General features: G+C 74.0%; 21 protein-coding genes. 11 read left to right on the plus strand and 10 right to left on the minus strand.

Features of this window, described 5'->3' with window-relative positions; genetic code table 11:
• Window positions 1–4: 4 nt before the first annotated feature.
• The 4 genes from ABEA15_RS18245 to ABEA15_RS18260 are packed head-to-tail and all read right to left on the minus strand — an operon-like array spanning window position 5 to window position 3749.
• Complete coding sequence (locus tag ABEA15_RS18245; protein WP_345557786.1) at window positions 5–1294, minus strand: GAF domain-containing sensor histidine kinase; 1290 nt, start codon at window positions 1292–1294, stop codon at window positions 5–7.
• A complete protein-coding gene (locus tag ABEA15_RS18250) occupies window positions 1291–2976 on the minus strand; it encodes a solute symporter family protein (protein WP_344144356.1) in 1686 nt (561 codons plus the stop codon). Before ABEA15_RS18250 ends, ABEA15_RS18245 begins: the two co-directional genes overlap by 4 nt.
• Window positions 2976–3329, minus strand: coding sequence for a hypothetical protein (locus tag ABEA15_RS18255; RefSeq protein WP_344144283.1), 354 nt, complete (start codon window positions 3327–3329; stop codon window positions 2976–2978). The genes ABEA15_RS18250 and ABEA15_RS18255 overlap by 1 nt, the downstream gene beginning before the upstream one ends.
• Window positions 3330–3332: 3 nt before the next feature.
• The gene (locus ABEA15_RS18260) at window positions 3333–3749 is read right to left on the minus strand and encodes a hypothetical protein (protein WP_345557788.1); all 417 of its coding nucleotides are present in this window, start codon (window positions 3747–3749) and stop codon (window positions 3333–3335) included.
• 268 nt (window positions 3750–4017) lie between these two features.
• Between ABEA15_RS18260 and ABEA15_RS18265 the strand changes: the two genes are divergently transcribed.
• Together ABEA15_RS18265 and ABEA15_RS18270 are read left to right on the plus strand one after the other, a co-directional pair.
• Window positions 4018–4359 carry a DUF4212 domain-containing protein gene (locus ABEA15_RS18265; protein ID WP_344144279.1) on the plus strand — a complete coding sequence of 114 codons (342 nt, stop codon included), beginning with the start codon at window positions 4018–4020 and terminating at the stop codon, window positions 4357–4359.
• Window positions 4356–6032, plus strand: a complete 1677-nt coding sequence (locus ABEA15_RS18270) for a sodium:solute symporter family protein (RefSeq protein ID WP_345557790.1) — start codon at window positions 4356–4358, stop codon at window positions 6030–6032. Before ABEA15_RS18265 ends, ABEA15_RS18270 begins: the two co-directional genes overlap by 4 nt.
• Before the next feature lie 131 nt (window positions 6033–6163).
• Here the strand turns inward: ABEA15_RS18270 and ABEA15_RS18275 are convergent, their stop codons facing one another.
• Window positions 6164–7264, minus strand: a complete 1101-nt coding sequence (locus tag ABEA15_RS18275) for a CapA family protein (protein WP_345557792.1) — start codon at window positions 7262–7264, stop codon at window positions 6164–6166.
• 363 nt (window positions 7265–7627) lie between these two features.
• Between ABEA15_RS18275 and ABEA15_RS18280 the strand changes: the two genes are divergently transcribed.
• A complete protein-coding gene (locus tag ABEA15_RS18280) occupies window positions 7628–8470 on the plus strand; it encodes a siderophore-interacting protein (protein WP_345557794.1) in 843 nt (280 codons plus the stop codon).
• A gap of 78 nt (window positions 8471–8548) precedes the next feature.
• On the opposite strand, the gene ABEA15_RS18285 is transcribed toward ABEA15_RS18280, so the two are convergent.
• From ABEA15_RS18285 to ABEA15_RS18295, 3 genes are all read right to left on the minus strand, one after another.
• Window positions 8549–9202 (minus strand): hypothetical protein, encoded by a 654-nt coding sequence (locus ABEA15_RS18285; RefSeq protein WP_425579410.1) that lies wholly within the window; start codon window positions 9200–9202, stop codon window positions 8549–8551.
• Window positions 9203–9387: 185 nt separating this feature from the next.
• Window positions 9388–10416, minus strand: coding sequence for an arabinan endo-1,5-alpha-L-arabinosidase (locus ABEA15_RS18290; protein ID WP_345557796.1), 1029 nt, complete (start codon window positions 10414–10416; stop codon window positions 9388–9390).
• A gap of 561 nt (window positions 10417–10977) precedes the next feature.
• The gene (locus tag ABEA15_RS18295) at window positions 10978–12462 is read right to left on the minus strand and encodes an amidohydrolase family protein (RefSeq protein WP_345557798.1); all 1485 of its coding nucleotides are present in this window, start codon (window positions 12460–12462) and stop codon (window positions 10978–10980) included.
• A gap of 244 nt (window positions 12463–12706) precedes the next feature.
• Between ABEA15_RS18295 and ABEA15_RS18300 the strand changes: the two genes are divergently transcribed.
• From ABEA15_RS18300 to ABEA15_RS18325, 6 genes are all read left to right on the plus strand, one after another.
• Window positions 12707–13885 carry a CaiB/BaiF CoA transferase family protein gene (locus tag ABEA15_RS18300; protein ID WP_345557800.1) on the plus strand — a complete coding sequence of 393 codons (1179 nt, stop codon included), beginning with the start codon at window positions 12707–12709 and terminating at the stop codon, window positions 13883–13885.
• Entirely contained in the window at window positions 13878–14762 is an 885-nt protein-coding gene (locus ABEA15_RS18305; RefSeq protein ID WP_345557802.1) for a citryl-CoA lyase, read from the plus strand. Before ABEA15_RS18300 ends, ABEA15_RS18305 begins: the two co-directional genes overlap by 8 nt.
• Window positions 14746–15609, plus strand: coding sequence for a dioxygenase family protein (locus tag ABEA15_RS18310; protein WP_345557804.1), 864 nt, complete (start codon window positions 14746–14748; stop codon window positions 15607–15609). The genes ABEA15_RS18305 and ABEA15_RS18310 overlap by 17 nt, the downstream gene beginning before the upstream one ends.
• A gap of 5 nt (window positions 15610–15614) precedes the next feature.
• A complete protein-coding gene (locus ABEA15_RS18315; RefSeq protein ID WP_345557806.1) occupies window positions 15615–16121 on the plus strand; it encodes a DoxX family protein in 507 nt (168 codons plus the stop codon).
• A gap of 218 nt (window positions 16122–16339) precedes the next feature.
• Entirely contained in the window at window positions 16340–17152 is an 813-nt protein-coding gene (locus tag ABEA15_RS18320; RefSeq protein WP_345557808.1) for an IclR family transcriptional regulator domain-containing protein, read from the plus strand.
• 128 nt (window positions 17153–17280) lie between these two features.
• Window positions 17281–19239: an aconitate hydratase gene (locus ABEA15_RS18325; protein ID WP_345557810.1), complete on the plus strand. Its 1959-nt coding sequence runs from the start codon at window positions 17281–17283 to the stop codon at window positions 19237–19239.
• A gap of 543 nt (window positions 19240–19782) precedes the next feature.
• Here the strand turns inward: ABEA15_RS18325 and ABEA15_RS18330 are convergent.
• Window positions 19783–21327 carry a glycerol-3-phosphate dehydrogenase/oxidase gene (locus ABEA15_RS18330; protein WP_345557812.1) on the minus strand — a complete coding sequence of 515 codons (1545 nt, stop codon included), beginning with the start codon at window positions 21325–21327 and terminating at the stop codon, window positions 19783–19785.
• Window positions 21324–22001, minus strand: coding sequence for a TetR/AcrR family transcriptional regulator (locus tag ABEA15_RS18335; protein ID WP_345557814.1), 678 nt, complete (start codon window positions 21999–22001; stop codon window positions 21324–21326). The genes ABEA15_RS18330 and ABEA15_RS18335 overlap by 4 nt, the downstream gene beginning before the upstream one ends.
• 20 nt (window positions 22002–22021) lie before the next feature.
• Between ABEA15_RS18335 and ABEA15_RS18340 the strand changes: the two genes are divergently transcribed.
• Both ABEA15_RS18340 and ABEA15_RS18345 read left to right on the plus strand, forming a co-directional pair.
• Window positions 22022–23632 (plus strand): FAD-binding oxidoreductase, encoded by a 1611-nt coding sequence (locus ABEA15_RS18340; RefSeq protein ID WP_345557816.1) that lies wholly within the window; start codon window positions 22022–22024, stop codon window positions 23630–23632.
• Window positions 23629–24570 carry a diacylglycerol kinase gene (locus ABEA15_RS18345; protein ID WP_345557818.1) on the plus strand — a complete coding sequence of 314 codons (942 nt, stop codon included), beginning with the start codon at window positions 23629–23631 and terminating at the stop codon, window positions 24568–24570. The genes ABEA15_RS18340 and ABEA15_RS18345 overlap by 4 nt, the downstream gene beginning before the upstream one ends.
• The last annotated feature ends 152 nt before the right edge of the window (window positions 24571–24722 follow it).

A 24722-nucleotide genomic window follows, 5' to 3' on the forward strand; every position in this document is an offset into this window, starting at 1 on the left:
AGGCTCACCCAAGCGGTATCTGCAGATCCACTACAGTGCCACCGTCCTCGGTGGACTGGATGTCCAGACGATAGCGCTCACCGTAGAGGGATGCCAAGCGTCCCGCGATGTTGCTCAGCCCCTGGCCGCCGCCTTCGCGGCGCTCGCCGTCGGAAATCCGTTCCAGCAGCTCGGACGGGATCCCCACGCCGTCGTCGGCGACGCGGATGGAGGTCGTGCGCGTCAGCGGGTCCACGCGCGCCTTCAGGGTGACGGTGCCGCCCTCCACCTTCCCCGCCAGCCCGTGCTTGATCGCGTTCTCCACCAGGGGCTGGATGATCAGCACCGGCACGTGCGCGGTGAGCACCTGGGGGTCGATGTCGTAGCGCACCCGGACCCGCTCGCCGTAGCGCGCCTGCTCCAGGGAGACGTAGGTGCGCACGAAGAAGTACTCCTGGCCGAACTCGGCGAAGTGTCCCTCCTGGCGCACCACATAGCGGAAGAAGTCGGACAGGCGCACCAGGAGCTGGCGCGTCTCCTCGGTGTCGGTGTGCACCTTGGAGGCGATCGTGTTGAGGGTGTTGAACAGGAAGTGCGGGTTGATCTGGGCGCGCAGCGCGTCGAGCTTGGCGTCGACCGCGAGCCGCTGGCGGCGGTTGAGCTCGGCTAGCTCCAGGTGCAGCGAGAGGATGCCGGCCAGGCCCTCCACCACGCCCTGCGGCGAGAGCGCGCCGTCGCCGCGGTACACCTGCAGCGTGCCCACGGTGCGGTTGCCGTCGGTGAGCGGCGCGACGACCGCGGTGCGCAGCGGGCATGCGGGGTCCGGGCAGCCCAGTTGGCCGCGCCGCCGCACCAGCACGGTCCTGCCCCGGTTCAGCGCGCGGGCGGTGGGTGCGGGGACCTCCTCGCCGGAGCGGTGGTGTGCGGATCCCGGGCCGGCGAAGGCCAGGACGTGCTCCCGGTCGGTGATCGCGACCGCGGCGCCGCTGAGCAGGGGCTGCAGCAACTGCACGGTCCGCCGCGCGCTCTCGGCGGTCAGCCCGGACCGCAGCGGCATGGAGCGGCCCACCGCGGCGATCGTGGTGCTCTGCCTCCCCTGCTGGAAGCGGGTCGAGACCGGCTGCGCCGACCGCTTGCTGCGCGGCCCCCGCAGCGCCGAGGGGTAGCCGAAGATCAGAGCGGCGGTCAGGGCGGTGCCGATCAGCACGGTGGTGCCGGTGCCCAGTGGCGGCGCGGTGATCAGCTGCGTGACCAGGTACACGGCCCCCCAGGCCAGGAGGATGACCCCCGCCAGCGGCAGGCTGCCGTTGCTCAACCGCGTTCACCGCCGCGCCGCCCGAGTCCGGTCACGGTCAGCCGGGCGATGCGGACGGCGCGGCGGTCGGCCGCGGTGCCGTGCATGCGCACCCAGATGCGGTCGGTGTCCTGGGGCGGCCGGGTCACCAGCGAGACCGCCACCGTCACGGCGGCCGCGCACGGCGCGGAGAAGACCGTGGGGGTCAGCAGCACCTCGGAGTAGGCGGAGTCCCCGAGCAGCACCCCGGCCGCGCCCATGCCCACCGCGGCCGCGGCCCCGGTGAGCATGCCCGCCACCGCGCCTGGGCCGGTGGTGCGCCGCCACCAGATGGCGAGGATGAACACCGGGGTCAGCGCCGATCCGGCGAGCACGAACGCCCAGGTCACCATGGTCGCCACAATAGACGGGAACTGGCCGGTGAGGGTCTCGGGCCGCACGCTCAGCGCCATCACGGCCGAGACCGCCGCGACCAGCGCCACAGCGGCGCGGCCCGCCCACAGCGCCTGGGCCTGGGTCGCGCGGGGGTTGATGTAGCGCTCGTAGATGTCGTGGCCCCACGACGCCGCCGAGGCCAGCAGCAGCCCGGCGATCGTCGACAGCACCGCCACCAGCGCGCCGACGGCGATCAGCGCCAGTCCCGCGCGGCCGCCGAAGATCTGGCCGAGGACGAGCAGCGCGTACTCGGGTACCCGCAGGATGCCGCCGGTCGTCAGCTCGGCCACCCACGGCACGTCGGCGGCGACCTCCCTGATCACCGAGCGGGCCGCGGTGCCCAGCAGCACCGCCAGGGCGTAGAACAGCCCGGCCAGGCCCACGACCCACACCGTGGTCATACGCGCGGCCGTGCCCGTGGGGCTGGTGAAGTAGCGGTTCATGATGTGCGGCAGCCCGGCGGTGCCCAAAACCAGCGAGAGGATCAGCGCGAACTGGCCGAGCTGGCTGTACTGGCCGCCCGGCTCGCCGAAGAAGGCGGCCGAGTCGGGGTGCAGCCGGTTGGTGACCGCCTCCAGGCGCCAGCCGCCGCCGGTGTCGACGGGGTTGGCCAGCGGCCGCGAGGACAGCTCGCGCAGCGCGTCGGTGTAGCTGAACCCCGAGACCACGACGATGATCGCCAGCCACAGGAAGATGGCCAGCAGCAGCAGGAACTGCACGGCCTGGGTCCAGGTCGTGCCGCGCATGCCGCCCAGCGAGACCATCAGCATGATCGCGACGGTGGAGACGAGAACACCGGTGGAGTAGGCCGACATCCCGCCCAGCCCCCGGCCGATGAACAGCTCCCAGATGATCCCGCTGGCCACGGCCTGGGGCACCAGATAGGCCAGGATGATCAACTGCACGATGGCGACCGACGCCAGCCGCACGCCGTGCGACTCCAGCCGCCGGCCCAGGAAGTCGGGGATGGAGAACTCGCCGAAGCGCCGCAGCGGCGCGGCGATGAACAGCACCACCGGCACGAACCCCGCGGCGAACCCGGTCGCGTACCACATGCCGTCCAGCCCCGAGGCGTAGACGGCGGCCGCCACGCCGAGGAAGGACGCCGCGGAGAAGTAGTCGCCGCAGATGGCGCAGGCGTTGGTGACCACGCCGACCCGCCTGCCGGCGAGGTAGAACTCGAAGGTGGAGGTCCGCTGCGGCCGGATCAGGACGGCCACCGAGCCGACGGCCGCGAGCAGGACGACGAGGAGCACGATGCTCGTCATCACGGCGGGAGCGTCCCCTCCTCGTCGTGGTGGGCCTCACGGGCCGGCCCGCCGAGCATGCGCTCCTCGACCGCGTTGGACAGGGTGGCCGCGGCCAGGCAGAGCACGAAGAAGAAGACGTAGAGCCCGAACGCGGTCATGGCGAACATGGGGCTCATCCCGCCGAAGAGCCTGCCCTGGGACCACCAGTCCAGCGCCGCCGTCAGCAGCGGCACACCCACGACGACGCCGGCGAACACGGCGACGTGGCCGACGGCGACCCGCCGCAGGGTGCGGAAGGCGGCGTCGACCTCGGCCGGGGTGTCGTGCTCGTCCGCCGATCCCAGCGAGAGGTCGTGCCCGTCGTCGCGCACGGCTCAGGCCGCGGTGTACATGCGCCGCGCCGCGCTGAGCAGCAGCACGACCCCGCCGGCGACGATCACCATGCTCACGCCCGGCAGCATCTTGCCCCAGCTGTCGGTCTCCGCGCTGATCTGCGCGATCTTGGCGAGCTGCCAGACCACGAGCGAGCCGCCGGCGGCGGCCGGGATCAGCGCGTGGGCGAGTGCGAGGGTGCGGTGGGGCAGCAGCGCGCCGGCGACGGCCACCACGCCCGCGCACAGCAGCCAGAGGCCCGGTCCCGCCATGGCCGAGAGGTTGCCCAGGGGCGTGGACACCCACGGCGTGAAGGCACCGATGATCAGGAGCAGTCCGCCGGTCATCAGCCCGAGGCTGCCCGTATGCAGGATGCCTCGCCGCGCGGGCGGCGCGGCGGAGCCGTTGGAAGCTGACATGGCCGCATCCTAGCCGCACAGGTCCTTGCTGTTGAGGGGGTCGCGGGCAGGAGTGAGGGGGCGTGGTACCAGCGGTCGGCCGGTGGCCCCGAGCGGTCACCGGTGTGATCTGTGCCATTCGTCGGGTCCAGGCGACCGTTCGGAAAAAGGATCGGCCGTTCGGCGGCATCGGTCTTGTGCGCCGTGCCACACGTGCGTTGGTGTCTACCTCAGCGGTACGGGGCCCGCCATGACTGAAGTCCCTACCCGGCAACTAGGAGAAGCGATCGTGGCTGATACGGAAGACAAGAGCTCGGGACCCCCGGGCGGCAACGGCTGGAGGCGCGAGTACTGGAAGAAGAACCTCCGGCTGATGGTGGTGCTGCTGGCCGTCTGGTTCGTCGTGTCGTTCGGATTCGGCATCCTTCTGGTCGAGCCGCTGAACCAGGTCGTCATCGCGGGCTTCCCCTTGGGGTTCTGGTTCGCGCAGCAGGGATCGATCTACGTGTTCCTGCTGCTGATCCTCGTGTACTGCCTGTACATGGACCGGCTTGACAAGGAGTACGGCGTGTACGAGTACGACGACGACGCCTCCGGCGGCACGGCGAGCCGTGAGGGGGGTGCGTCGTGAGCGAGATCCAGATCTGGACGACGATCTTCATCGTCCTGTCCTTCGGCGTCTACATGACGATCGCCTGGCGCAGCCGCGTCCGCGAGACCGAAGGCTTCTACGTCGCCGGCCACGGCGTGCCCACCATCGCCAACGGCGCGGCGATCGGCGCGGACTGGATGTCCGCGGCGTCGTTCATCTCCATGGCGGGCCTGATCGCCTTCCTGGGCTATGACGGCAGCATCTACCTGATGGGCTGGACCGGCGGCTACGTGCTGCTGGCCCTGCTGCTGGCGCCCTACCTCCGCAAGTGGGGGAAGTACACGGTCCCCGAGTTCGTCGGCGACCGCTACTCGGAGCTGGTGCGCACCATCTCGGCCGTCGCGGCGATCATCGTCTCGTTCACCTACGTGGTGGGCCAGATGAACGGCGGCGGCATCGTCTTCAGCCGCTTCCTCAACGTGGACATCACCTGGGGCGTGATCATCGCGGCGGTGGTCATCTTCGTCTACGCCGTGCTCGGCGGCATGAAGAGCATCACCTGGACCCAGGTGGCCCAGTACACGGTGCTGATCATCGCCTACCTGATCCCCGCCGTGGCGGTGGCTCAGACGATGACGGGCATCCCGATCCCGCAGGTGTCCTTCGGCCAGATCCTCAGCGGCCTGAACGACCTGTCCGTGGAGCTGGGCCTGGAGGTCTTCACCGACCCGTTCACCAGCCGGCCGATGCTCGACATCTTCCTGGTGACGATGGCGCTGATGATCGGCACGGCGGGCCTGCCGCACGTGATCATCCGCTTCTACACCACGAAGACCGTGCGCGGTTCGCGCTGGTCGGCGTTCTGGGCGCTGTTCTTCATCGCCCTGCTCTACACCACCGCCCCCGCCGTCGGCGCGTTCACCAAGTTCAACCTGCTGGAGGGGGTGAACGGCACCTCGACCGACAACCTGCCGGCCTGGGTGCAGAACTGGGCCGCGACCGGCCTGGTCTCGGTGAACGAGAACGCCGACGTGGTCAACTCGGTGAGCAACGACCCCGCTGCGGGTGCGGACCTGACGGTCAACAACGACATCCTGGTGCTGGCCTCGCCGGAGATCGCGGGTCTTCCCGCGCCCATCGTCGGCCTGGTGGCGGCGGGCGGTCTGGCGGCGGCGATGTCCACGGCGGCCGGGCTGCTGCTGGTCATCTCCTCGTCGGTCTCCCACGACCTGTACTTCCGCTACTTCCGCAAGACGGCGGGCGACCACGAGCGCCTGTTCGCCGGACGGATCGCGATGGCCCTGGCCATCGTCGTGGCGGTGATCGCGGGTATCAACCCGCCGGCCTTCGTTGCCCAGGTGGTGGCGTTCGCCTTCGGTATGGCGGCTTCCAGTTTCTTCCCGGCCATCGTGCTGGGCATCTTCTGGAAGCGATGCAACGCCATCGGAGCCGCGGCCGGCATGATCATCGGTCTCGGGTTCACCATCACCTACATGCTCTACACGCTGGAGGTGTTCGGGCTCTCGGCCCACGACTACATTTTCGGGATCAGCCCCGAAGGCATCGGCGCCGTCGGCGCGCTGGTGAACGCCGTGGTCACGGTCGTGGTCTCGCTGCTCACACCGGCTCCCTCCCGGCACGTCACCGACATGGTGGAGAGCATCCGCTACCCCTCCCCGCGCCGGAGCCAGCCCTCCGGCGCCGCGGAGTAGCCCGGGGGGAATCCCCCGTCCCGGCCCCTCCCGCCTCCTCCCAGCGGGAGGGGCCTCCCCGTGTAACCACGCGGGCCCCGACCAGGGCCCGGCGGCACCGGTCTGCGCCGGCGCCGCCGGGCCCGTCGCCGTCACAGCGCCGCCAGGGCTCCGTCCGGTGCCATACGGACCCGGCACCCGAGGCCGCGGCTCGCCTCGTCGAGTGTCAGCTGGAGCCACCGCGCCTCGTGCGTCCCGGCCCGCTCCAGCCGCATCCGCCGGGCCCGCAGGACGACCATCCGCAGGGCGGCCGCCCCTCGCCCGGGCTCGACGACCGCGAGATGGAGCAGCCGGAGCCCGGGGCGGTAGGCCTCGTAGCCGGGGATGCCCTCGTAGTCGTTGACCAGGTCGCCGCAGCCGTAGAGCACGAGGCCGCCGCGGTAGGACTCCAGCGGGCGCGGGTGGTGCGAGGAGTGCCCGTGCACGATGTCGGCGCCGCCGTCGATCAGTGCCCGGGCGAAGCGCCGCATGCCGGGTTCCACGCCGTAGCCCCAGTTGCTCCCCCAGTGGATCGAGGCGACGGCGACGTCGCCGGGACGCTTGGCGCGGCCGATCCGGTCGGCGAGCTCCGCGGCGGAGGCGGCCCCGAGCCCGGGCAGGAAGTCGACCCCGGGGCGGTCGCCGGCGGCCGCCCAGTCCGGCGGTACGCCGCTGGAGGCGGCGCCGAGCGAGAAGACCAGGAGCCGCCCGCCGCCCGGGAGGGGTACGGCGGCCGGTCGGCGCGCCTGTGCGGCGTGGTGCCCGGCGCCCGCGGCGCGCAGGCCCGCGCCCTCCAGCGCGGCGAGGGTGTCCGCCAGACCGCGGCGGCCGAAGTCGAGCACGTGGTTGTTGGCCAGGACGCACACATCGGGCCGGACCGCGCTCAGGCACGGGAGGTTCGCGGGGTCCATGCGGTAGTGGACCGCCTTTCCGGGCGCGAAGTCGCCGCCGCGGGTGACGGCGGTCTCGACGTTGACGACCCGGGCGTCGGGCGCGGCGGCCTCCAGCTCCTCCAGCGCAGCGCCCCAGGGCCAGGCGAAGCCGACCGGCGCGGGGACGCTGCCGCTGCTGCGCTCGGCAAGGCCGACGTAGTCGCGGGCGTCGCGCACCACCGACTCCCGCAGCCCGGGGTCGCCCGGGTGCGGCAGGATCTGGTCGACGCCGCGGCCGAGCATCACGTCGCCGCTCAGGAACACGGTCACCGGGGCGGCCATGGTTCCAGCGTAGTCGCCGCACTCGGATCGGCACCCCTGGACGTGCTGAAGCCCCGCCCGGCGCGGACGGCGCGGGCGCCGTCTCCTACCCTGGTGAGCGCGGCGCGGCCATCGCGGCGGCACGCGAGGAGCAGGGGTGCCCGTGCCGGCGAAGGCGCGGCAGGCAGCGGCCGTGCGGCCGGGAGCCCCGTCCCGGCGACGCGCGGCACACCACCGGCCCGGACTTCGAGCACAGCACCCCCTGTCGAGAGACCGCACCGACACCGCGCGGGACACCGGCCGGCACGGACCCCGGCCGGCGGCCCGCCCTCCACACGCTGGGGGGACGCCCCGAAGCGGGCGGACCGACGAAGGGAACCGACGATGGCCGAACGCCCCCGCCGCCAGGCACCCCGCGCCAAGCGCGCCCGGGTCCTGCGAGCCGAGCGGCTCACCCCGCACATGATCCGCGTCGTGCTGGGCGGTGCGGACCTGGAGGACTTCGCGGCCGGCGAGTACACCGACCACTACGTCAAACTCCTGTTCCCCGCCGACGGCGGCGCCTACCCCGAGCCCTTCGACCCCCAGCGCATCCGCGAGGAGCGCCCGCGCGCGGAGTGGCCGGTGATGCGCACCTACACCGTGCGCCGGTGGGACGCACGCTCGTGCGAGCTGACCCTCGACTTCGTCCACCACGGCGACAAGGGGCTGGCGGGCCCCTGGGCCGCCGCGGCCCGACCCGGCGACGAGATCTACCTCTCCGGCCCCGGCGGCGGCTACGCGCCCGACCCGGCCGCCGACTGGCACCTGCTGGCGGGCGACGAGAGCGCGCTGCCGGCCATCGCCGCCGCCCTGGAGAACCTCCCGCCCCACGCCCGCGCCCACGCCTTCATCGAGGTCGCCGGCCCCGAGGAGGAGCAGAAGCTGGAGTCCCCCGCCGGCGCGGCCGTCACCTGGCTGCACCGCGGGACCGAGCGCGTCGGCGCGCCGCTTGTGCGCGCGGTCGCCGGCCTCGACTTCCCGCCCGGCGACGTGCACGCCTTCGTCCACGGCGAGGCCGGCGCCGTCCGCGAGCTCCGCCGCCTGCTGCGGCGCGAGCGCGGGATCGCGCTGGAGCGCCTGTCGATCTCGGGCTACTGGCGCCTGGGACTCGACGAGGACGGCTGGCAGTCCACCAAGCGCGAGTGGAACCGCGAGACCGAGCAGCAGACCGAGCCCGCGGGCTGAATCCGCGGAGTGAGCCCGCGGAGTGAGCCCCGCGCGCGCCGGCGCCGGCGCGCGCCGAGGCGGACCGGGGCGGGCGGCTCACATCGCGACGAGCATGAAAGCCATCGCCGCCGCCATCGCGGCCAGGGTCAGCGCCACCGACATCCGGGAGCGGGCCGGCGCACCGCCGGAGCCGCCGGCGGGGTGCGCCGACAGCAGCGCCGGGCCGGCGGCGGTCCCGCCGCCGGCCCCGACTGCCGCGGCGACCGGGCGGGCGAAGACGGGCAGCCGGTCGAAGGCGCGCGCGACCCAGCCGAGCACCGCGCAGCCGAAGTAGGCGGCGAACACGTAGCCGAGCCAGCCCGGGCGCACCCCGGGGTCGGCGAGCATGTAGGTCATGGCGAGGTAGTCCAGGGCCGACATCGTCCAGATGGGGTTCAGCGCGCCCTCGCGCGAGCGCAGCCCCAGCGCCGCGGCCGCCGTCGCGGCGGCCAGCAGCGCGAACAGCACCAGCCCGCTCCGGTGAAGGCCCTCGAAGTGCATGCGGGGCAGCAGGTACATCGCCGCCATGCCGGCCGCCATCACGGCATGGCCCGCGTCCCACCACCGCCGCTGTCCGGCCATCTGCGCCCCGTGCCGCAGATGGACGACGGCCACAGCGGCCAGTAGGACGGCGAAGCCGACCCGCACCCAGTCCGGCAGCCCGGCCGTGTGCGCTCCGTGGCCCGCGCCGGCCAGCACCGTCATCGCCACCGACCCGACTCCCTCCGCTCGGCCGCCGGAGAGGGTGTACCCCCGGGCCCGAAACGCGAAGTGAGAACCCGGTGACCGGATGCGGCCGTCCCGGCACCCGCGGCCGCAGCGGGTGCCGGGACGTGCGGAAGGCACGACCCCTCGGCGGCGCCGGAGGGGCCGTGCCCGGACCGGGGCCGCAGGCGTCAGTGCGCGTAGGGCCAGCCGTCGCCGTCCCAGCCGAGCCAGTTGATGCCCAGCAGCGCGGTGCCGTCGTCGGCGTAGTAGTGGTAGGTGAGGATGTCGTTGTCGGAGTCGGCGAACACGTCCTGGTGGCCGGGGCCGTGGATGCCGCCGTGGCTCGCCATGATCTCGGTGCCGCCGCCCGAGGTCATCGCGGTGCCGTTCCGGTCGTAATAGGGGCCGGTGATGCTCGGCGAGCGGCCCACCATGATCCGGTAGGTGCTGTCGGCGCCCTGGCAGCAGGCACCGAAGGACACGAACAGGTAGTACCGCCCGCCGTGCCGGAAGACGGTCGGAGCCTCGATCGAGTCCCCGCCGCGTCCGGCGATGGAGTGGAAGGCGTTGCCCAGGCGCAGGCCGGTCGCCGGGTCGATGCGGATCATCTTGATGCCCGACCAGTAGGAGCCGAAGGCCAGCCACCAGCGGCCGCCGGCGTCCACCTCCAGGTGCGGGTCGATGGCGTTGAAGTCGTCGGAGGTCCACGACTCGACGACCACGCCCTCGTTGGTCCAGCTTCCCGACGCGCCGCTGGTGCTGGTCGCCAAAAAGATCGCCGAGCGGTTGGAGCCGAACGTGGACGCCGAATAGTAGAGGAGGTAGCGCCCGCCGATGTAGGAGATGTGCGGCGCCCAGAGGTTGCGGTCGCCGCCGGTGTACTCGGTCGTCCAGGGGGCGCCGCCGGGGAAGACCGTCCCCGCGTTGCTGAACGCGGTGCGGTCGCTCGACGTCTTCAGGGCGATGTCGGGCGCGGTGTGCGCGACGAGGTAGCCCCCGCCCGGCCGCTTGACGAAGCTGGGGTCGTGCACCCGGATGTCTCCGGTCACCGCACCGGGACCGGGGTAGTCGGCGGCGCTCAGGTCGGCGGCGGTGCCGCCGTGGCGCGAGGTGGTGTAGACGGTGCCCGCGGCGGCCGCGCCGCCGACGGCCAGCGCGGCGCCCAGCAGTCGGCGCCGCGACAGAGGTGCGGAGCGGGCTCGGGTGTGATCGGACATGGGGGACTCCTAGGGCTCGTGGTCGAGGGGGTCGGCCCTGATAGCGCTCCGGCGCCCGGGACCGCGGGGGGCGGTCCGCCGCCGGGGTGAGGATGTTAGCGCTCACATTTCGTGTTAGCGCTAACATTCAGCGTTGCGGTGGAGTTGTCGGAATCGGCCTGCTCGGAAACGGCTCCGCAGTGCGGACGGGGTGCCGGCCGCGGACCGCGCGACACGGATCTCGCGCCGCTGCTCAGCCTCGCGCGGCATGCCGCCGCAACCAAGGCGGACCCTGCGGACCGGGCACCTCTGACGGGGCGTGCAGAGAGCGCCCATGGGGACGATCATCAACACGTTTCGTAATTGTGCGGGCATCGTAGAGTAGCCGTTTCCCGCCCGTCAACCCCCGCAGTCCCCGGATCGCCCTCCCCAACGCACTTCCACAACACCGCCCACAGGAGGGAAGGCCCGGCCCGGGCCGACCGCCTTCGGAATCAGGCGCGCCCCCAGGCCCTCCGCACGGATGGGCCCGGCGGCAGCCGGCCGACCGCGGGCCCCTCGCCCGCTCCCCCGCGGCCGGGGCTACCTCTCGGTGGACGGCTCGCGGCCGCCTCGGGTGGAGGAGTCGCGGAAGTCGGTGTAGGTGTAGGGGTTGTCGAGGATCTTCGTGGGCGGGATGTCGGGGTTCATGCCCTCGTTCCAGGCATCGCCCACCTGGTCGCGCAGGTAGTCCAGGGTCGACTCGGCCATGCGGCGGGCGGCGGCCAGGTCGGCGTCGACCAGGCGGTGCTCGTACTTGACCACCCGCCCGTTGACCACGACGGTGTGCACGTCGGCGCGCTGGGCCTGGAAGGCGACGTGCCCGTAGGGGTTGAGCAGCGGGAACATCACGGGCGAGGCGTCGTTCTTGATCAGCACGACGTCGGCCTTCTTGCCGGGCTCCAGGCTACCCACCGACCGGGAGAGCCCGAGGGCGCGCGCGCCGCCGCGCGTGGCCCAGTCGACGACGTGCTCGGCGCGCAGGGAGCTGTGCGTGACGGTCTCGCTGCGCCCGTGGGCCTCCAGGTGCTCGCGGGAGCGGTCGGCGCCCAGGGTGGCCCGCATCGCGCTGAACAGGTCGGCGCTCCACCACACGCCGGTGTCCATGGACAGCGATACCGGAATGCCGTGGCGGCGCAGCCGCCAGGTGGGCGGGTAGCCCTGGCCGGCGCTCTGCTCGCTCTCGGTGGAGACCGAGACCGCCCCGCCGGTGGCCGCTATGCGCTGGTAGGAGTCCTCCGAGAGCGTGGCGGCGTGCACGTAGACGGTCCCCGGCCCCATGAACCCGTGCTCGTGCATGAGCCGGATCCCGGTGTCGCCGGTGGCGCCCCACACACCGGCGTGCGTGGTGACCTCGGCGCCCAGCTCCCGCGCGGCCTCGAAGGCGGGGCGCTCGGGGAACGCCTCGTCGCCGGTGACGTCGAAGGCGACCTGGAAGCCGAGCATGTCGCCCCGCTTGCCGTGGATGCGCCGGTCGTAGAAGGCGCGGAACTCGGGCGAGGCCGCCCACTCCCAGGGCCCGGCGTGGATGTTGCCGTAGCCGAACACGTAGCGGCCCGGGACCGACTCCAGCGCGTCGAGGGCGGCGTCGGCGTGCTCGGTGGTGACCAGCCCGTGCGACCAGTCGGCCGTGGTGGTGACCCCGGCGTCGAGGGCCTCCCAGGCCCCCAGCAGGTTCCCGGTGTGGATGTCCTGGGGCCGGAACCGGGAGCCCCACTCCAGGTAGTACCAGACGAAGTACTGCGACAGCGTCCAGTCGGCGCCGTAGCCGCGCATGACCGTCTGCCACATGTGCCGGTGGGTGTCGACCATGCCCGGCATGACGATGCCGCCGGACGCGTCGATCTCGTGGGCGGACTCCGGCGCCTCCAGCGCGGGGCCGACCGCCTCGATCCGCTCCCCGACCACCAGTACGTCGGTATCGGGGAGGGTCCGTCCGGTCCCGTCCATCACCAGGACCGTGCCGTTCCTGAAGACGACGGGTCTGCCCGGCTCGGGGGCCGGTCCGCGGGGGGTGTTCTCAGGCATGTGGCGACTCCCGTCAGACGAACGGACAATCGTCCGTCAGGCGATCAAAACATGCCTTAAGACTGATACTGCGCCGGGTGGCTTGTCAACGGCCTGCCGCACACCCGGCCGTCGGGTCCGCCTCGACCTTCTCAAAGCGCAGCCTGAGAACGGCCAGCGGCCTTGACAGACGGCACGCGCCGACCGAACCTGAATATCGGACGTTCGTCCGGACAGTGGACACTCGTCACACGAAAGGTCTTCGATGAACGACCCTACGGGAGGCCCGCTGTCGGGCCTGCTGGTCGCGGACTTCTCGCGGATCCTCGCGGGCCCGTACGCGACGATGCTGCTCGCCGACCTCGGCGCGGAGGTGGTCAAGGTCGAGTCTCCCGCCGGCGACGACACGCGGACCTGGTCGCCGCCCGCCCGCGGGGACCGGGCGACGTACTTCCTGTCGGTGAACAGGAACAAGCGGTCGGTGGCCCTGGACCTTGCGGATCCCGCGGACCTGGAGGCGGCGCGCGAGCTCGCCGGGCGGGCCGACGTGGTGATCGAGAACTTCCGGCCCGGCGGCCTCAAGCGCTTCGGCCTGGACTACGCGTCGGTCCGGGCGGGCAACCGCGGCGTGGTCTACGCCTCCATCTCCGGATTCGGCTCGGGCGAGGGCGCGGCCATCCCCGGCTACGACCTGATGGTCCAGGCGATCTCCGGCCTGATGAGCCTGACCGGCGACCCGGACGGGCCGCCCTTCCGCGCCGGGATCTCGGTGTTCGACGTGATCACCGGCCTGCACGCCGCGGTCGGCGTCCTGGCCGCCCTGCAGGAGCGCACCGCCTCGGGCGAAGGCCAGCACGTGGAGGTCAACCTGCTCTCCTCCGCGCTGTCGGGACTGGTCAACCAGTCGGGCGCCTACGCCGCCGGCGGCACCGTGCCCTACCGGATGGGCAACGCGCACCCCAGCCTGTTCCCCTACGAGCCGCTTCCCGCGGCCGACGGCGACCTCATCGTCATCGCGGGCAACGACGGCCAGTTCGCCCGCCTGTGCGAGGCGCTGGGCCGCCCCGACCTGGTCGGCGACCCCCGCTTCGCCCACAACCAGGACCGCACGGCCAACCGCGGCGAACTGCGCCCGCACCTGGTCGAGGCGCTCGCGGCCCGCACCAAGGCCGAGTGGTTCGAGATCCTCCTGGCCCACGGGGTGGCCTGCGCACCGATCAACACGGTCGACGAGGGGGTCTCCTTCGCCGAATCGCTGGGGCTGGAGCCGGTCGTGGTCGCAGGTGACGGCGAGGACGGGGTTCCGGGTATACGCAACCCCATCACCATGTCGCGCAGCACGACCCGCTACGAGCGCCCGCCGCCCCGGCTGGACGAGCACTCCGCGCAGATCCGCGCATGGCTGCGCGCCGACCGCGACGAACAGGAGGGCGGCCGTGGCTGAGAGCACCGACCGCGGCGAGGGCACCGGCGGCGCCGGAGGCGGGCACACGGACACCGGGGGCGCGGCGGGCGGCCCGTCCTTTCCCACCTGGCTCGGCACCTCGACCGAGTCCACGATCTCGCTGATGGGCCGGGACCTGGCCGAGGACCTCATGGGCAAGGTCGGCTTCGGCGAGCTCGTGCTGTGGATGGTCACCCAGCGGCGGCCCTCGCCCGGCCGGGTGCGGCTGTTCGAGGCGTGTCTGGTCGCCCTCGCCGACCACGGCTTCACCCCCACCGCGATCGCGGCCCGCCTCACCTACCTCAGCGCACCCGACTCCCTCCAGGGCGCCCTGGCCGCCGGCCTGCTCGGCGGCGGCTCGCGCTTCCTCGGCGTCACCGAGGACACCGGCCGGTTCCTGTCCGGCGTGCTGGAACGGCAGGGGCCACAGCCCGGCGACGAGGCCGGATGGGACGCCCTGGCCGAGGAGGTCGTCTCCCGCGAGCGGGCCGCCCGGCGGATCATCCCCGGTCTGGGCCACCCCGTGCACAAGGAGGGCGACCCCCGCACCCCCGCCCTGCTGCGGATCGCCGAGGAGGAAGGGCTTCGGGGCCCGCACCTGCGCCTGTTCGAGGCCATCGGCCGCACCCACGAGCGGGTACTCGGCCGCAGGCTGGTGCTCAACGGCGCCGGGGTGTGCGGTGCGGCGCTGGCCGACCTGGACCTGCCGCCCGACCTGCTGCGGGGCTTCGCGCTGCTGGCGCGGGCGGGCGGCCTGCTGGGGCAGCTCGCCGAGGAGCGGCGGCGCCCCATGGCGATGGACACCTACCTGCTCGTCGACCGCAACGCCACCTACACCGCACCGGAGGACGGAGACGACGATGCCGTACGCGACTGAGGAGAACATCACCGAGCTTGCGGCCGAGCGCTGGGCGACCGCGGAACCCCCCAGGCTGGCCGAGCTGATGGGTGCCCTGGTGCGCCATCTGCACGCCTTCGCACGCGAGGTCCACCTCACCGAGGACGAGTGGGCGGCGGCGATGCACTGGCTCACCAGGACCGGGCAGATCAGCGACGACAAGCGCGAGGAGTTCATCCTCGCCTCCGACGTGCTGGGGCTGAGCATGCTCGTGGTGCAGATGAACAACCGGTTCGGCCCGGATGCCACCCCCGCCACCGTGCTGGGGCCCTTCTACATCGACGGCTCCCCCACCGCCCCGTTCGGCTGGGACATGTCCGACGGAGCCGAGGGGGTGCCGCTGTTCGTGCACGGCACCGTCCGCGACACCGGCGGCACGCCGGTGGGCGGCGCCGTGCTGGACGTGTGGCAGGCCGACTCCGACGGCGTCTACGAGGCCCAGCTCGGCGAGGTCGACGAGGCGCGGCTGCGCGCCAAGTACGCGTCCCGGCCGGACGGCACCTACTGCCTGCGCAGCGTCGTGCCCAAGGGCTACACCATCCCGATGGACGGACCCGTGGGCGAGCTGATCGAGCACACCCGCATCAGCCACTTCCGGCCCGCCCACATCCACTTCCTCATCGACGAGCCCGGCTACGAGAAGCTCGTCACCCACATCTTCGAGGCGCAGACCAGATACCTCGACTCCGACGTGGTGTTCGGCACGAAGGAGGAGCTGATCGTGCCCTTCCACCACCACGAGTCGGGCGCCGCGCCCGACGGCACCCGGTTCGACACCCCCTTCGCCACCGCCGAGTTCGACTTCGTCCTGCAACCGAAGGAGTGATCGCGGTGGACGCGGGTCTGCTGCTGCTGCGCATCGCGCTGGCGGCCCTCCTGCTGGGCCACGCCGGGCAGAAGAGCCTGGGCTGGTTCCGCGGATCGGGCCTGGAGGGCACCGCCTCCATGTTCCACAACCTGGGCTTCCGGCCCGCCCGGCCGATGGTGGTGGCGGCGTCGCTGTCGGAGACGGCGGGGGCCGCGCTGGTGCTGCTGGGCGCGGCCACACCGCTCGGGGCGGCCGTGGTCGTCGGCACCATGACCGTGGCGGCCGCCGCCAACGCCGACAAGGGGCTGTGGGCCCACCACGGCGGCTACGAGGTCGCGCTCGTCTACGCCCTGATCGGCGCGGCGCTCGGCTTCACCGGGCCCGGGGCCTACTCCGTCGACGCGCTGCTGGGCCAGGCCCGGCCCGCGGCGTGGGTCGGGGCGGGCGCGGTCGCGCTGGGCCTGGCTGCCGCGGCGCCGGTGCTGCTGCGGCGGCGCGCCCTGCTGCGCCGCACCGGAGCCCAGGGCTGAGCCCGGCCGGGGCGGCGCAAGCGTCCGAGGGCGGGCGTAGCCGCTGCCGGGCGGCCCCTCGGCCGGGGGCAGGCCGGCGGGGCGCCCGCCGGCGGGGCGCCCGCCGCACCCGCATAGGCCCCCGACCTCGACCGTCGCCCGGAAGCGGGCGCTACGCTGAACCGGTGCCCCGCCGCCGGCTGAGACGCGCAACCGGGTGACATCCTGAAAGGTCGTTCATGCGTCGAGACACCACCCCCGAGTTCATCGAGGCGCTCGCGCGCGGACTCGACGTCCTGCGCTGCTTCGAGCCCGGACGGCCGTCGATGACGCTCTCGGAGCTGGCCGCGGCGACGGGCCTGGCCCGCCCCACGGTGCGGCGCATTCTGATCACCCTGGAGCAGCTGGGCTATGTGCGCAGCGTCGAGGGGGAGTTCTCCCTGACCCCGCGGGTACTCGACCTGGGCATGGCCTACATCCGCTCGCAGAGCCTGTGGGACCTGGCCGTGCCGCACCTGCGGGACCTGGTCAAGCAGACCGGGGAGTCCTGCTCGATCGCGCAGCTGGACGGCTCGGACATCGTCTACGTGGCGCGGGTGGCGGTGCCCAAGCTCGTCACCCTCGCCGTCACCATCGGCACCCGGTTCCCCGCGCCGGCGACCTCGCTGGGCAAGGTGCTGCTGGCGGCGCTTTCGGCCGAGGAGCTCGACGCGGTCCTGGCCGAGCCCTCGCGCTCGGGAATCGAGCCGACCCACCGCCGCGACCGCGCGGAGCTCGACACGGTGCTCAGCAGGGTGCGGGCGCGCGGGTGGGCGCTCACCGACGAGGAGCTGGCGCTGGGCATCCGCTCGGTGGCCGCGCCGATCCGCGACGGCCGGGGCGCGGTGGTGGCCGCGGTCAACGTCAACGCCCACGCCGCCGAGACCTCCGTCGAGACGCTCACCGACCGCCACCTGCCGCTGCTGCTGGGCGCCGCCAGCGCGATCAGCGCCGACTGGGAGGCGTGGAGGGCCCACCCGATGGAGGTGCTCGCCCCGGAGACGGCCGGCTGAGCCGCGCCCGGCCCCCGGGCTCTCCCCCGGTCTCTCCCCCGCCCGTTCGCGGCCGTGCGTGTGCGCCGCGGACCGTTTGCCGCGCACGTGTGCGGTCAGCTTCGTTGTAGAGCGAGGGAAGGAGCGAGATGGGACGCGGTGTCGCACACAAGCTGATCGAGTCGCACCTGGTCGAAGGCGAGATGGTGCCCGGTCGGCCGATCGCGCTGAGCGTCGACCAGACGCTCACCCAGGACGCCACCGGGACCCTGGTGATGCAGGAGCTGGAGGCGCTGGGGCTGGACCGGACACGGGCCGAGGTCAGCGTGCAGTACGTCGACCACAACCTCCTCCAGGCCGACGAGAAGAACGCCGAGGACCACGAGTTCCTGCAGTCGGCGGCGCGGCGCTACGGGCTGTGGTACTCCAAGCCCGGCAACGGCGTCTCCCATCCCACCCACATGCAGCGCTTCGGCGTGCCCGGCAAGACGCTGGCCGGCTCCGACTCCCACACCTGCGCCGCGGGCTCACTGGGCATGCTGGCGGTCGGCGTCGGCGGGCTGGAGGTGGCCATGGCGATCGCCGGCCGCCCGCTGCGCATCCGGGCGCCGCAGATCTGGGGCGTGCGGCTCACCGGCGAGCTTCCGGAGTGGACCTCGGCCAAGGACGTCATCCTGGAGATGCTGCGGCGGCACGGCGTCAAGGGCGGGCTGAACCGCATCATCGAGTACCACGGCCCGGGCCTCGACACCCTGTCGGCGATGGACCGCCACGTCATCGCGAACATGGGCGCCGAGCTGGGCGCCACCACCACCGTCTTCCCCGCCGACGGCGCGGTGCGGGACTTCCTGCGCGCCGAGGGGCGCGAGGACGACTTCACCGAGCTGCTCGCCGACACCGACGCCGCCTACGACGTGACGGACGAGATCGACCTGTCCTCGGTCGAACCGCTGATCGCCCTGCCGTCGGCGCCCGACAAGGTCGTGCCGGTGCGCGAGGCGGCGGGCGAGAAGGTCGGCCAGGTCGTCATCGGCTCCTCGGCCAACCCCGGGCTGCGCGACTACGCCGTCGCCGCGGCCATGGTCAAGGGGCGCCAGACGGACAGCACCGTGAGCTTCGACGTCAACCCCTCCTCGCGCCAGATCTTCGCGGACCTGACGAAGACGGGTGCGACCGTCGACCTGATCGGCGCCGGCGCCCGCATCCACCAGGCGGGCTGCCTGGGCTGCATCGGCATGGGCCAGGCACCGGCGGTGGGCAGCAACTCGCTGCGCACGTTCCCGCGCAACTTCCCCGGTCGCTCGGGCACCAAGGAGGACTCGGTCTGGCTGTGCTCGCCGGAGACCGCGGCGGCGTCCGCGCTCGCCGGGGAGATCACCGACCCGCGCGACCTGGCCGAGCGGCTGGGCATCGCCTACCCCGAGCTGGAGCCGCCGGAGCGCTCCAGCGTCAACACGCGCATGCTGGTGCCCCCGCCGCCGCGGGAGGAGTCCCTGCGCGCCGAGCTGGTCAAGGGGCCCAACATCTCGGCGCTGCCGGACTTCCCGCCACTGCCCGACCGCATCGAGGCGCCGGTGCTGCTCAAGGTGGGCGACGACGTGTCCACCGACGAGATCTCCCCGGCCGGCGCGGCGGCGCTGCCGTTCCGCTCCAACGTGCCCCGGCTGGCGGAGTTCACCTTCACCCGCATCGACGAGGACTACCCGAGGCGGGCGCACGACCTGGCCGACGGGCAGGGGCACTTCGTGATCGGGGGTGACAACTACGGCCAGGGCTCCTCCCGCGAGCACGCCGCCATCACCCCGCGCTTCCTCGGGCTGCGCGCCGTCGTGGCCCGGTCCTTCGCCCGGATCCACTGGCAGAACCTCGCCAACTTCGGCGTGCTGGCGCTGGAGTTCACCGACCCGGCCGACTACGATCGCATCGAGTCGGGCGACGTCCTCGTCCTCGACGGGCTCCGCGAGACCCTGCCCGCCGCGAGCGAGGTGGTGCTCCGCAACAAGACCCGGGACGAGGAGTACACCCTGCGCCACCGGCTGTCGGCGCCCCAGGTGGAGTCCGTCCTGGCCGGCGGCCAGATCCCCCTCCTGGCCCGCGAACTGGAGTAGCGGCGGGACCCGCGGGGCCCGCGGGGCCCGCGGGGCCCGCGGGGCCCCGCCGCGGCCGGGCGGCCGCGGGGCGGCCCGCGGGTAGGCCGGCACCGGGAACAGCGAGGCCGGGCGGAACGGGGACAGGGGCACGCGGGCCGCCCCGGAGGGCCGGCCCGGCGGTGCGGTCGCGGCGGCGGCGGTGCAGGGCGGACGGCGCCGGCAGCGGGAGCGCCGCGGCGTGGAGGCGAGCGTCCCGGCGCCCAGCCCCGCTTCCCGCCCCGGATGAGCGGGTGCACGACCGCGTCGTGCATCGCCGGACCGGCCGGCGGAAGCGCGCTGGACGCCTCCTACGGCGAGGTCCCGGCCGACTGCTCCGCGGCCGGGGGCGTCCGCCGGCGGACCTCGACCGCCGCCTGAGCGCGGGCTGCAGCACGCGCTTGAGCACGTGTCTGGCGGAGCGGATCGCCGGGCTGCAGCGGGGAAGCCGAACGCATGGCGCGGGCCCTACCGCGCCGCCCCATCCGCCGCCCGCGCCGGGCGGCACGGCGGTCGCCCGCCGCGTCATGCCCGTTCGGCCGTGGAGAGGGCGTCGCCCGCGGCCTCCTTCAGGCGCTCGGCGTCCTCGCGGACCAGGGACGCGCGGGTACGGCGCTCCACGAGGTCCGCTTCGTCCAGGGCCCCTTCGTGGCGGACCGCCCAGCGCAGTTCCGCGGCGGTGACACCGGCGGCGATCGGAGCCAGCAGGCCGGGACGGCCGTCGGCCTCGGCGGCGACCGAGGGGGCCTCGGTGCCGTAGCGGGCGCGCAGGCGGGCGGGCGCGTCCACGCCGCGCAGAAGGGCGGGACGGGCGGCGCCCACCAGCGGCAGGCGGCGGGTGCGGCACGGGCCGGCGCGCAGTCCGGCACGCTCGACCGCGGCGTCCACGGCCTCCTCGGCCATGCTCCGGTAGGTGGTCAGTTTGCCGCCGACCGCGGTCAGCACGCCCTCGCGCGAGGCCAGTACCGCGTGGCGCCGGGAGAGGTCGGCGCTGCGTCCCTTTTCGGCGTCCAGCAGCGGGCGCAGCCCGGCGAACGCGCCGGCGACGTCGCCGCGGCCGGGCGGCGACGCCAGGACGCCGCCGAGCACCTCCAGCAGGAAGTCGACGTCGTGCTCGGGCACCGGGGGCACGTCGGGCGCGGGGCCGTCGAGGGGTTCGTCGGTGATACCGACGTAGGCGCGTCCGTCCTGCTGCGGCAGCACGAGCGCGAAGCGGGTCGGATCGCCGGGGACGGGGATGGTCAGGGCGGCGCGCAGCCCGCCGAGGCGGCTTTGGGCCAGCACCAGATGCGTCCCCCGGCTGGGCCGCAGCCGGACCTCCGGCGCCAGTTCCCGGGCCCAGACGCCCGTGGCGTTGACCGTGGCGCGCGGCCGGACGTCCAGCGCCGCGCCGGTGAGGCCGTCGCGCAGCACCGCGCGGTCGCCGTGCAGCTCCTCGGCCCCGCAGCGGGTCAGCACCGATGCGCCGTGGGCGGCGGCGGTGCGCGCCAGGCCGACGACCAGGCGGGCGTCGTCGACGAGCTGCCCGTCGAAGGACAGCTGGCCGCCGCGCAGCCCGTCGGGCCGCAGCCCGGGCGCGAGGTGGAGCGCGCGCCGCCGCGAGACGCCGCGGGAGGCGGGCAGCAGCGAGCCGGGGGTGCCGGCCGACAGGCGCAGAACGTCGCCCATGAGCAGCCCGGTGCGGGTGGCGGCGGCCTGCGCGCGGCTCACGCCGGCGTGCAGCGGCAGCAGCATCGGCAGCGGCCGGACCAGGTGCGGTGCGGTACGCGAGAGCAGGATGTGGCGCTCGCGCGCGCTCTCGCGGGCGATGCCGAGCTGGCCGGTGGCGAGGTAGCGCAGGCCGCCGTGGACGAGCTTGGAGCTCCACCGGCTGGTCCCGAACGCCAGGTCGTGCTTTTCGGCGAGCACCACGGAGAGCCCGCGCGCGGCCGCGTCCAGGGCGATGCCCGCGCCGGTGACTCCGCCGCCGACGACCAGCAGGTCCACGTTCGGGTTCTGTGCCAGGCGGTCGAGCTCCCGTGCGCGGCGGGCGGCGTTGAGGGAGGAGCCGGGGGCGGGGCCGGTGCTCATACCCGCCCGCCTTCTCCGGTACCGGCCTCCCGGCCGGGGGGCGGGCGGTCGTCGGCGGGCTCCTCCTGCGGGCACAGGTAGCTGCCGAGCATGCGGCGGACCTCGCGGGTGAGCCCGTCGAGGTCGAGGACGTCCTCCACCAGGCGCCAGGACTGGGCGGCGCTTTGCACCAGGAGCAGCACCATCCGGGCGAGTGCGGCGGGCTCGCCCGCGCGGACCGAGCCGTCGCTCTGCCCGGCGCGGATCTGCTCCTCGACGAAGGCGAGCGCGTGGCGCTGGCTGGAACCCAGGCGCTGGAAGGTGTAGGTCACCAGCGCCTCCGGCTCGGTGGCGAGGATGCGGGCCATCAGCGGGTGCGCACGCAGGTCGGCGAGGACGCACGCCGCTCCCGCCACCAGCCGGGTGCGGCCGTCGGCGCCCTCGGCGGCGGCGCGCGGCGCGGCCGCCGCGACCACGGCGCGCATCTCGCGGGTAAGCAGGTCGCCGAGGAGGGTGTCGATGTCGCGCCAGCGCCGGTAGACGGTCGGGCGGCTCACCCCCGCGCGGCGGGCGACGTCGGTGAGGGTCAGCCGCCGCAGGCCGAAGACGGCGACGGACTCGCGGGCCGCGTCGAGGAGGGCCTGCGCCAGTTGGTCGACGGGAGGCTCCGCCTCATCGTCGTTACTGATTGACATCATATGGAAAACTGTAACGCATGACACAACCCACCCACCGCGTCGGCGAGGCGTCCTGGGACGCCTGGGGCGATCCCGCGCACGCCGTGTCGCTGACGGAGTCCCAGCGGGACCTGATCGGGCGGGTGCTCGGCGCCGCGCCGGACGACACCCCCGGCCGCACGGCCGAGCCCGACCTGCGCCTGCCGCCCGCCGCCCTGCCCGAGCCCGCCCGCGCTGCGCTCGCCGAGGCCGTCGGCGCCGCGCACGTGGACACCGGAGCCGCCGCCCGAGTCCGCCACGCCGGCGGCAAGAGCACGCCCGACCTGCTGCGCCGCCGCGCGGGCGACGTCGCCGGCGCCCCCGACGCGGTGGTCCTGCCCGCCGATCACGACGAGGTCGCCGCGGTCCTGGCCGTGTGCGCCGAGCACGGCGTGGCCGTGGTGCCCTTCGGCGGCGGCACCAGCGTCGTCGGCGGGGTCGAGCCGCTGCGCGGCGCCTTCCCTGCGGCCGTCGCCCTGGACCTGCGGCGCCTGGACCGGCTCGTCGCCGTGGACGGCACGGCCGGCACCGCGACCCTGCAGGCGGGCCTACGGACGCCTGAGGCCGAGGAGCTGCTGGGCGCGCACGGGCTGACGCTGGGGCACCAGCCGCAGAGCTACGATTACGCCACCATCGGCGGCTATGCGGCCACCCGCTCCTGCGGCCAGTCCTCAACGGGCTACGGGCGGTTCGACGACATGGTGGTGTCGCTGCGGGCCGCGACACCGCGCGGCACACTGGACCTGGGCCGCGCGCCCTCCTCGGCGGCCGGGCCGGACCTGCGGCGGCTGCTGCTCGGCTCGGAGGGCGCCTTCGGCGTGATCACCGAGGCGACCCTGCGCGTGCGCCCGCTGCCGGAGGCGCGGCACGACGAGGCCTGGACCTTCCCCGACTTCGCCGCCGGCGCCGAGGCCCTGCGCGCGCTCGCCCAGAGCGGGGTTCGGCCCACCCTGGTGCGGCTCTCCGACGAGCAGGAGACCTTCGTCAACGCCCTCCTCGCCGGTCAGGAGGCCGCCCCGGGCTGCCTCGCCGTGATCACCCACGAGGGCGGCTCCGAGCAGGCGGCGGCGGTGCGCGCGCTGACCGCGCAGACGCTGCGGCGGGCCGGCGGGGGCGAACTCGGCGCCGAGCCGGTCGCCCGGTGGCGCGGCGACCGCTACCTCGCCCCCTATCTGCGCGACGCCCTGCTGGACGCCGGCGTGCTGGCCGAGACCCTGGAGACCGCCACGACCTGGTCCGGCCTGCACCGTCTGCGCGAGGCGGTCACGGAGGCGCTGACCGGCGCGTTGACGAGCGGCGGCGGCGCACCGCTGGTGCTCTGCCACGTGTCCCACGTCTACCCCGAGGGCGCGTCGCTGTACTTCACGGTGGCCGCGGCGGCGGGGCGGGACCCGCTGGACCGCTGGCGGGCGGCCAAGCGCGCCGCCGGCGACGCCATCGCCGCGTGCGGCGCCACCATCACCCACCACCACGCGGTGGGCACGGACCACCGGCCGTGGATGGAGGCCGAAGTCGGCACGCTGGGCGTGGAGGTGCTGCGCGCGGTGAAGGACACCCTGGACCCGGCGGGGGTGCTCAACCCCGGCAAGCTCATCCCGGAGCGGTCGTGAACTCCGGTGCCGCGGCCGCGGCATCGGGAGCGGGAGCGGCACCGGGAGCGGTCACGCTGCTGGTCAACCCCGCAGCGGGCGGCAGCACGGGAGAGCGGGTCGCCGCGCGCGCGGCGCGGCGCCTGCTGGGCCGAGGTGTGGAGGTCGACGTTGTAGCGGGGCGCGACGCCGCCGAGACGCGGGAGCGCGCCCGCGCCTGCGTGTCCGCCGGCGCCGGCGTGCTGGCGGTGGCCGGCGGCGACGGCATGGTCCACCTCGCCCTGCAGGAGCTGGCCGGCAGCTCCACCGCCCTGGCCGTGCTGCCGACCGGCACCGGCAACGACTTCGCCCGCGTCCTGGGCATCCCCTCCGCGAACCCCGACGCCGCCGCCGACGTCCTCATCGGCGGCGTGCGGCGCAGCATCGACCTGGGCCGCTGCTCGCCGCCCGAGGACGCCGACCGCCCACTCTGGTTCGGCACGGTACTGACCAGCGGATTCGACTCACTGGTCGTGGAGCGCACCGACGGGATGCGCTGGCCGCGCGGCCGGATGCGCTACGCCGCTGCGGTCATGGCCGAGCTGGGCCGACTGCGCCCGCTGCCGTTCACCGTCGAGGCCGACGGGCGCGAGGAGCACCTTGAAGCGGTGCTCGTGGCCGTGGGCAACACCGCCTTCTACGGTGGCGGCATGCGGATCTGCCCCCACGCCGACCCCGGCGACGGCAGACTCGCGGTCACCGCCGTAGGCCCGGCAACCTCCGGGCAGCTGCTGCGGGCGTTCCCGCGCATCTACCGGGGCACCCACACGACCCATCCGCTGGTGCGCACCTTCCACGCCCGCCGCGTGCGGCTGCACACCCCCGGCATGCGCGCCTACGCGGACGGCGAGCCCGCCGGCGCCCTCCCCCTCCACGCCGAAGCGGTTCCCGGAGCGGTCGAGGTGCTGGTTCCGAGGTAACCAATCGGACCCGTTGCCCGCGGGCGACCCAAGCAACGAGGCAGCAACCACGCCGGACGGAGAAGCCCGCGGCCGTCGGACCCGGTGCCCGCCGGTGACCCAAGCAACGAGGCAGCAACCACGCCGGACGGAGAAGCCCGCGGCCGTCGGAC

It is taken from the genome of Streptomonospora halophila (assembly GCF_039542725.1).
Lineage (GTDB): Bacteria > Actinomycetota > Actinomycetes > Streptosporangiales > Streptosporangiaceae > Streptomonospora > Streptomonospora halophila.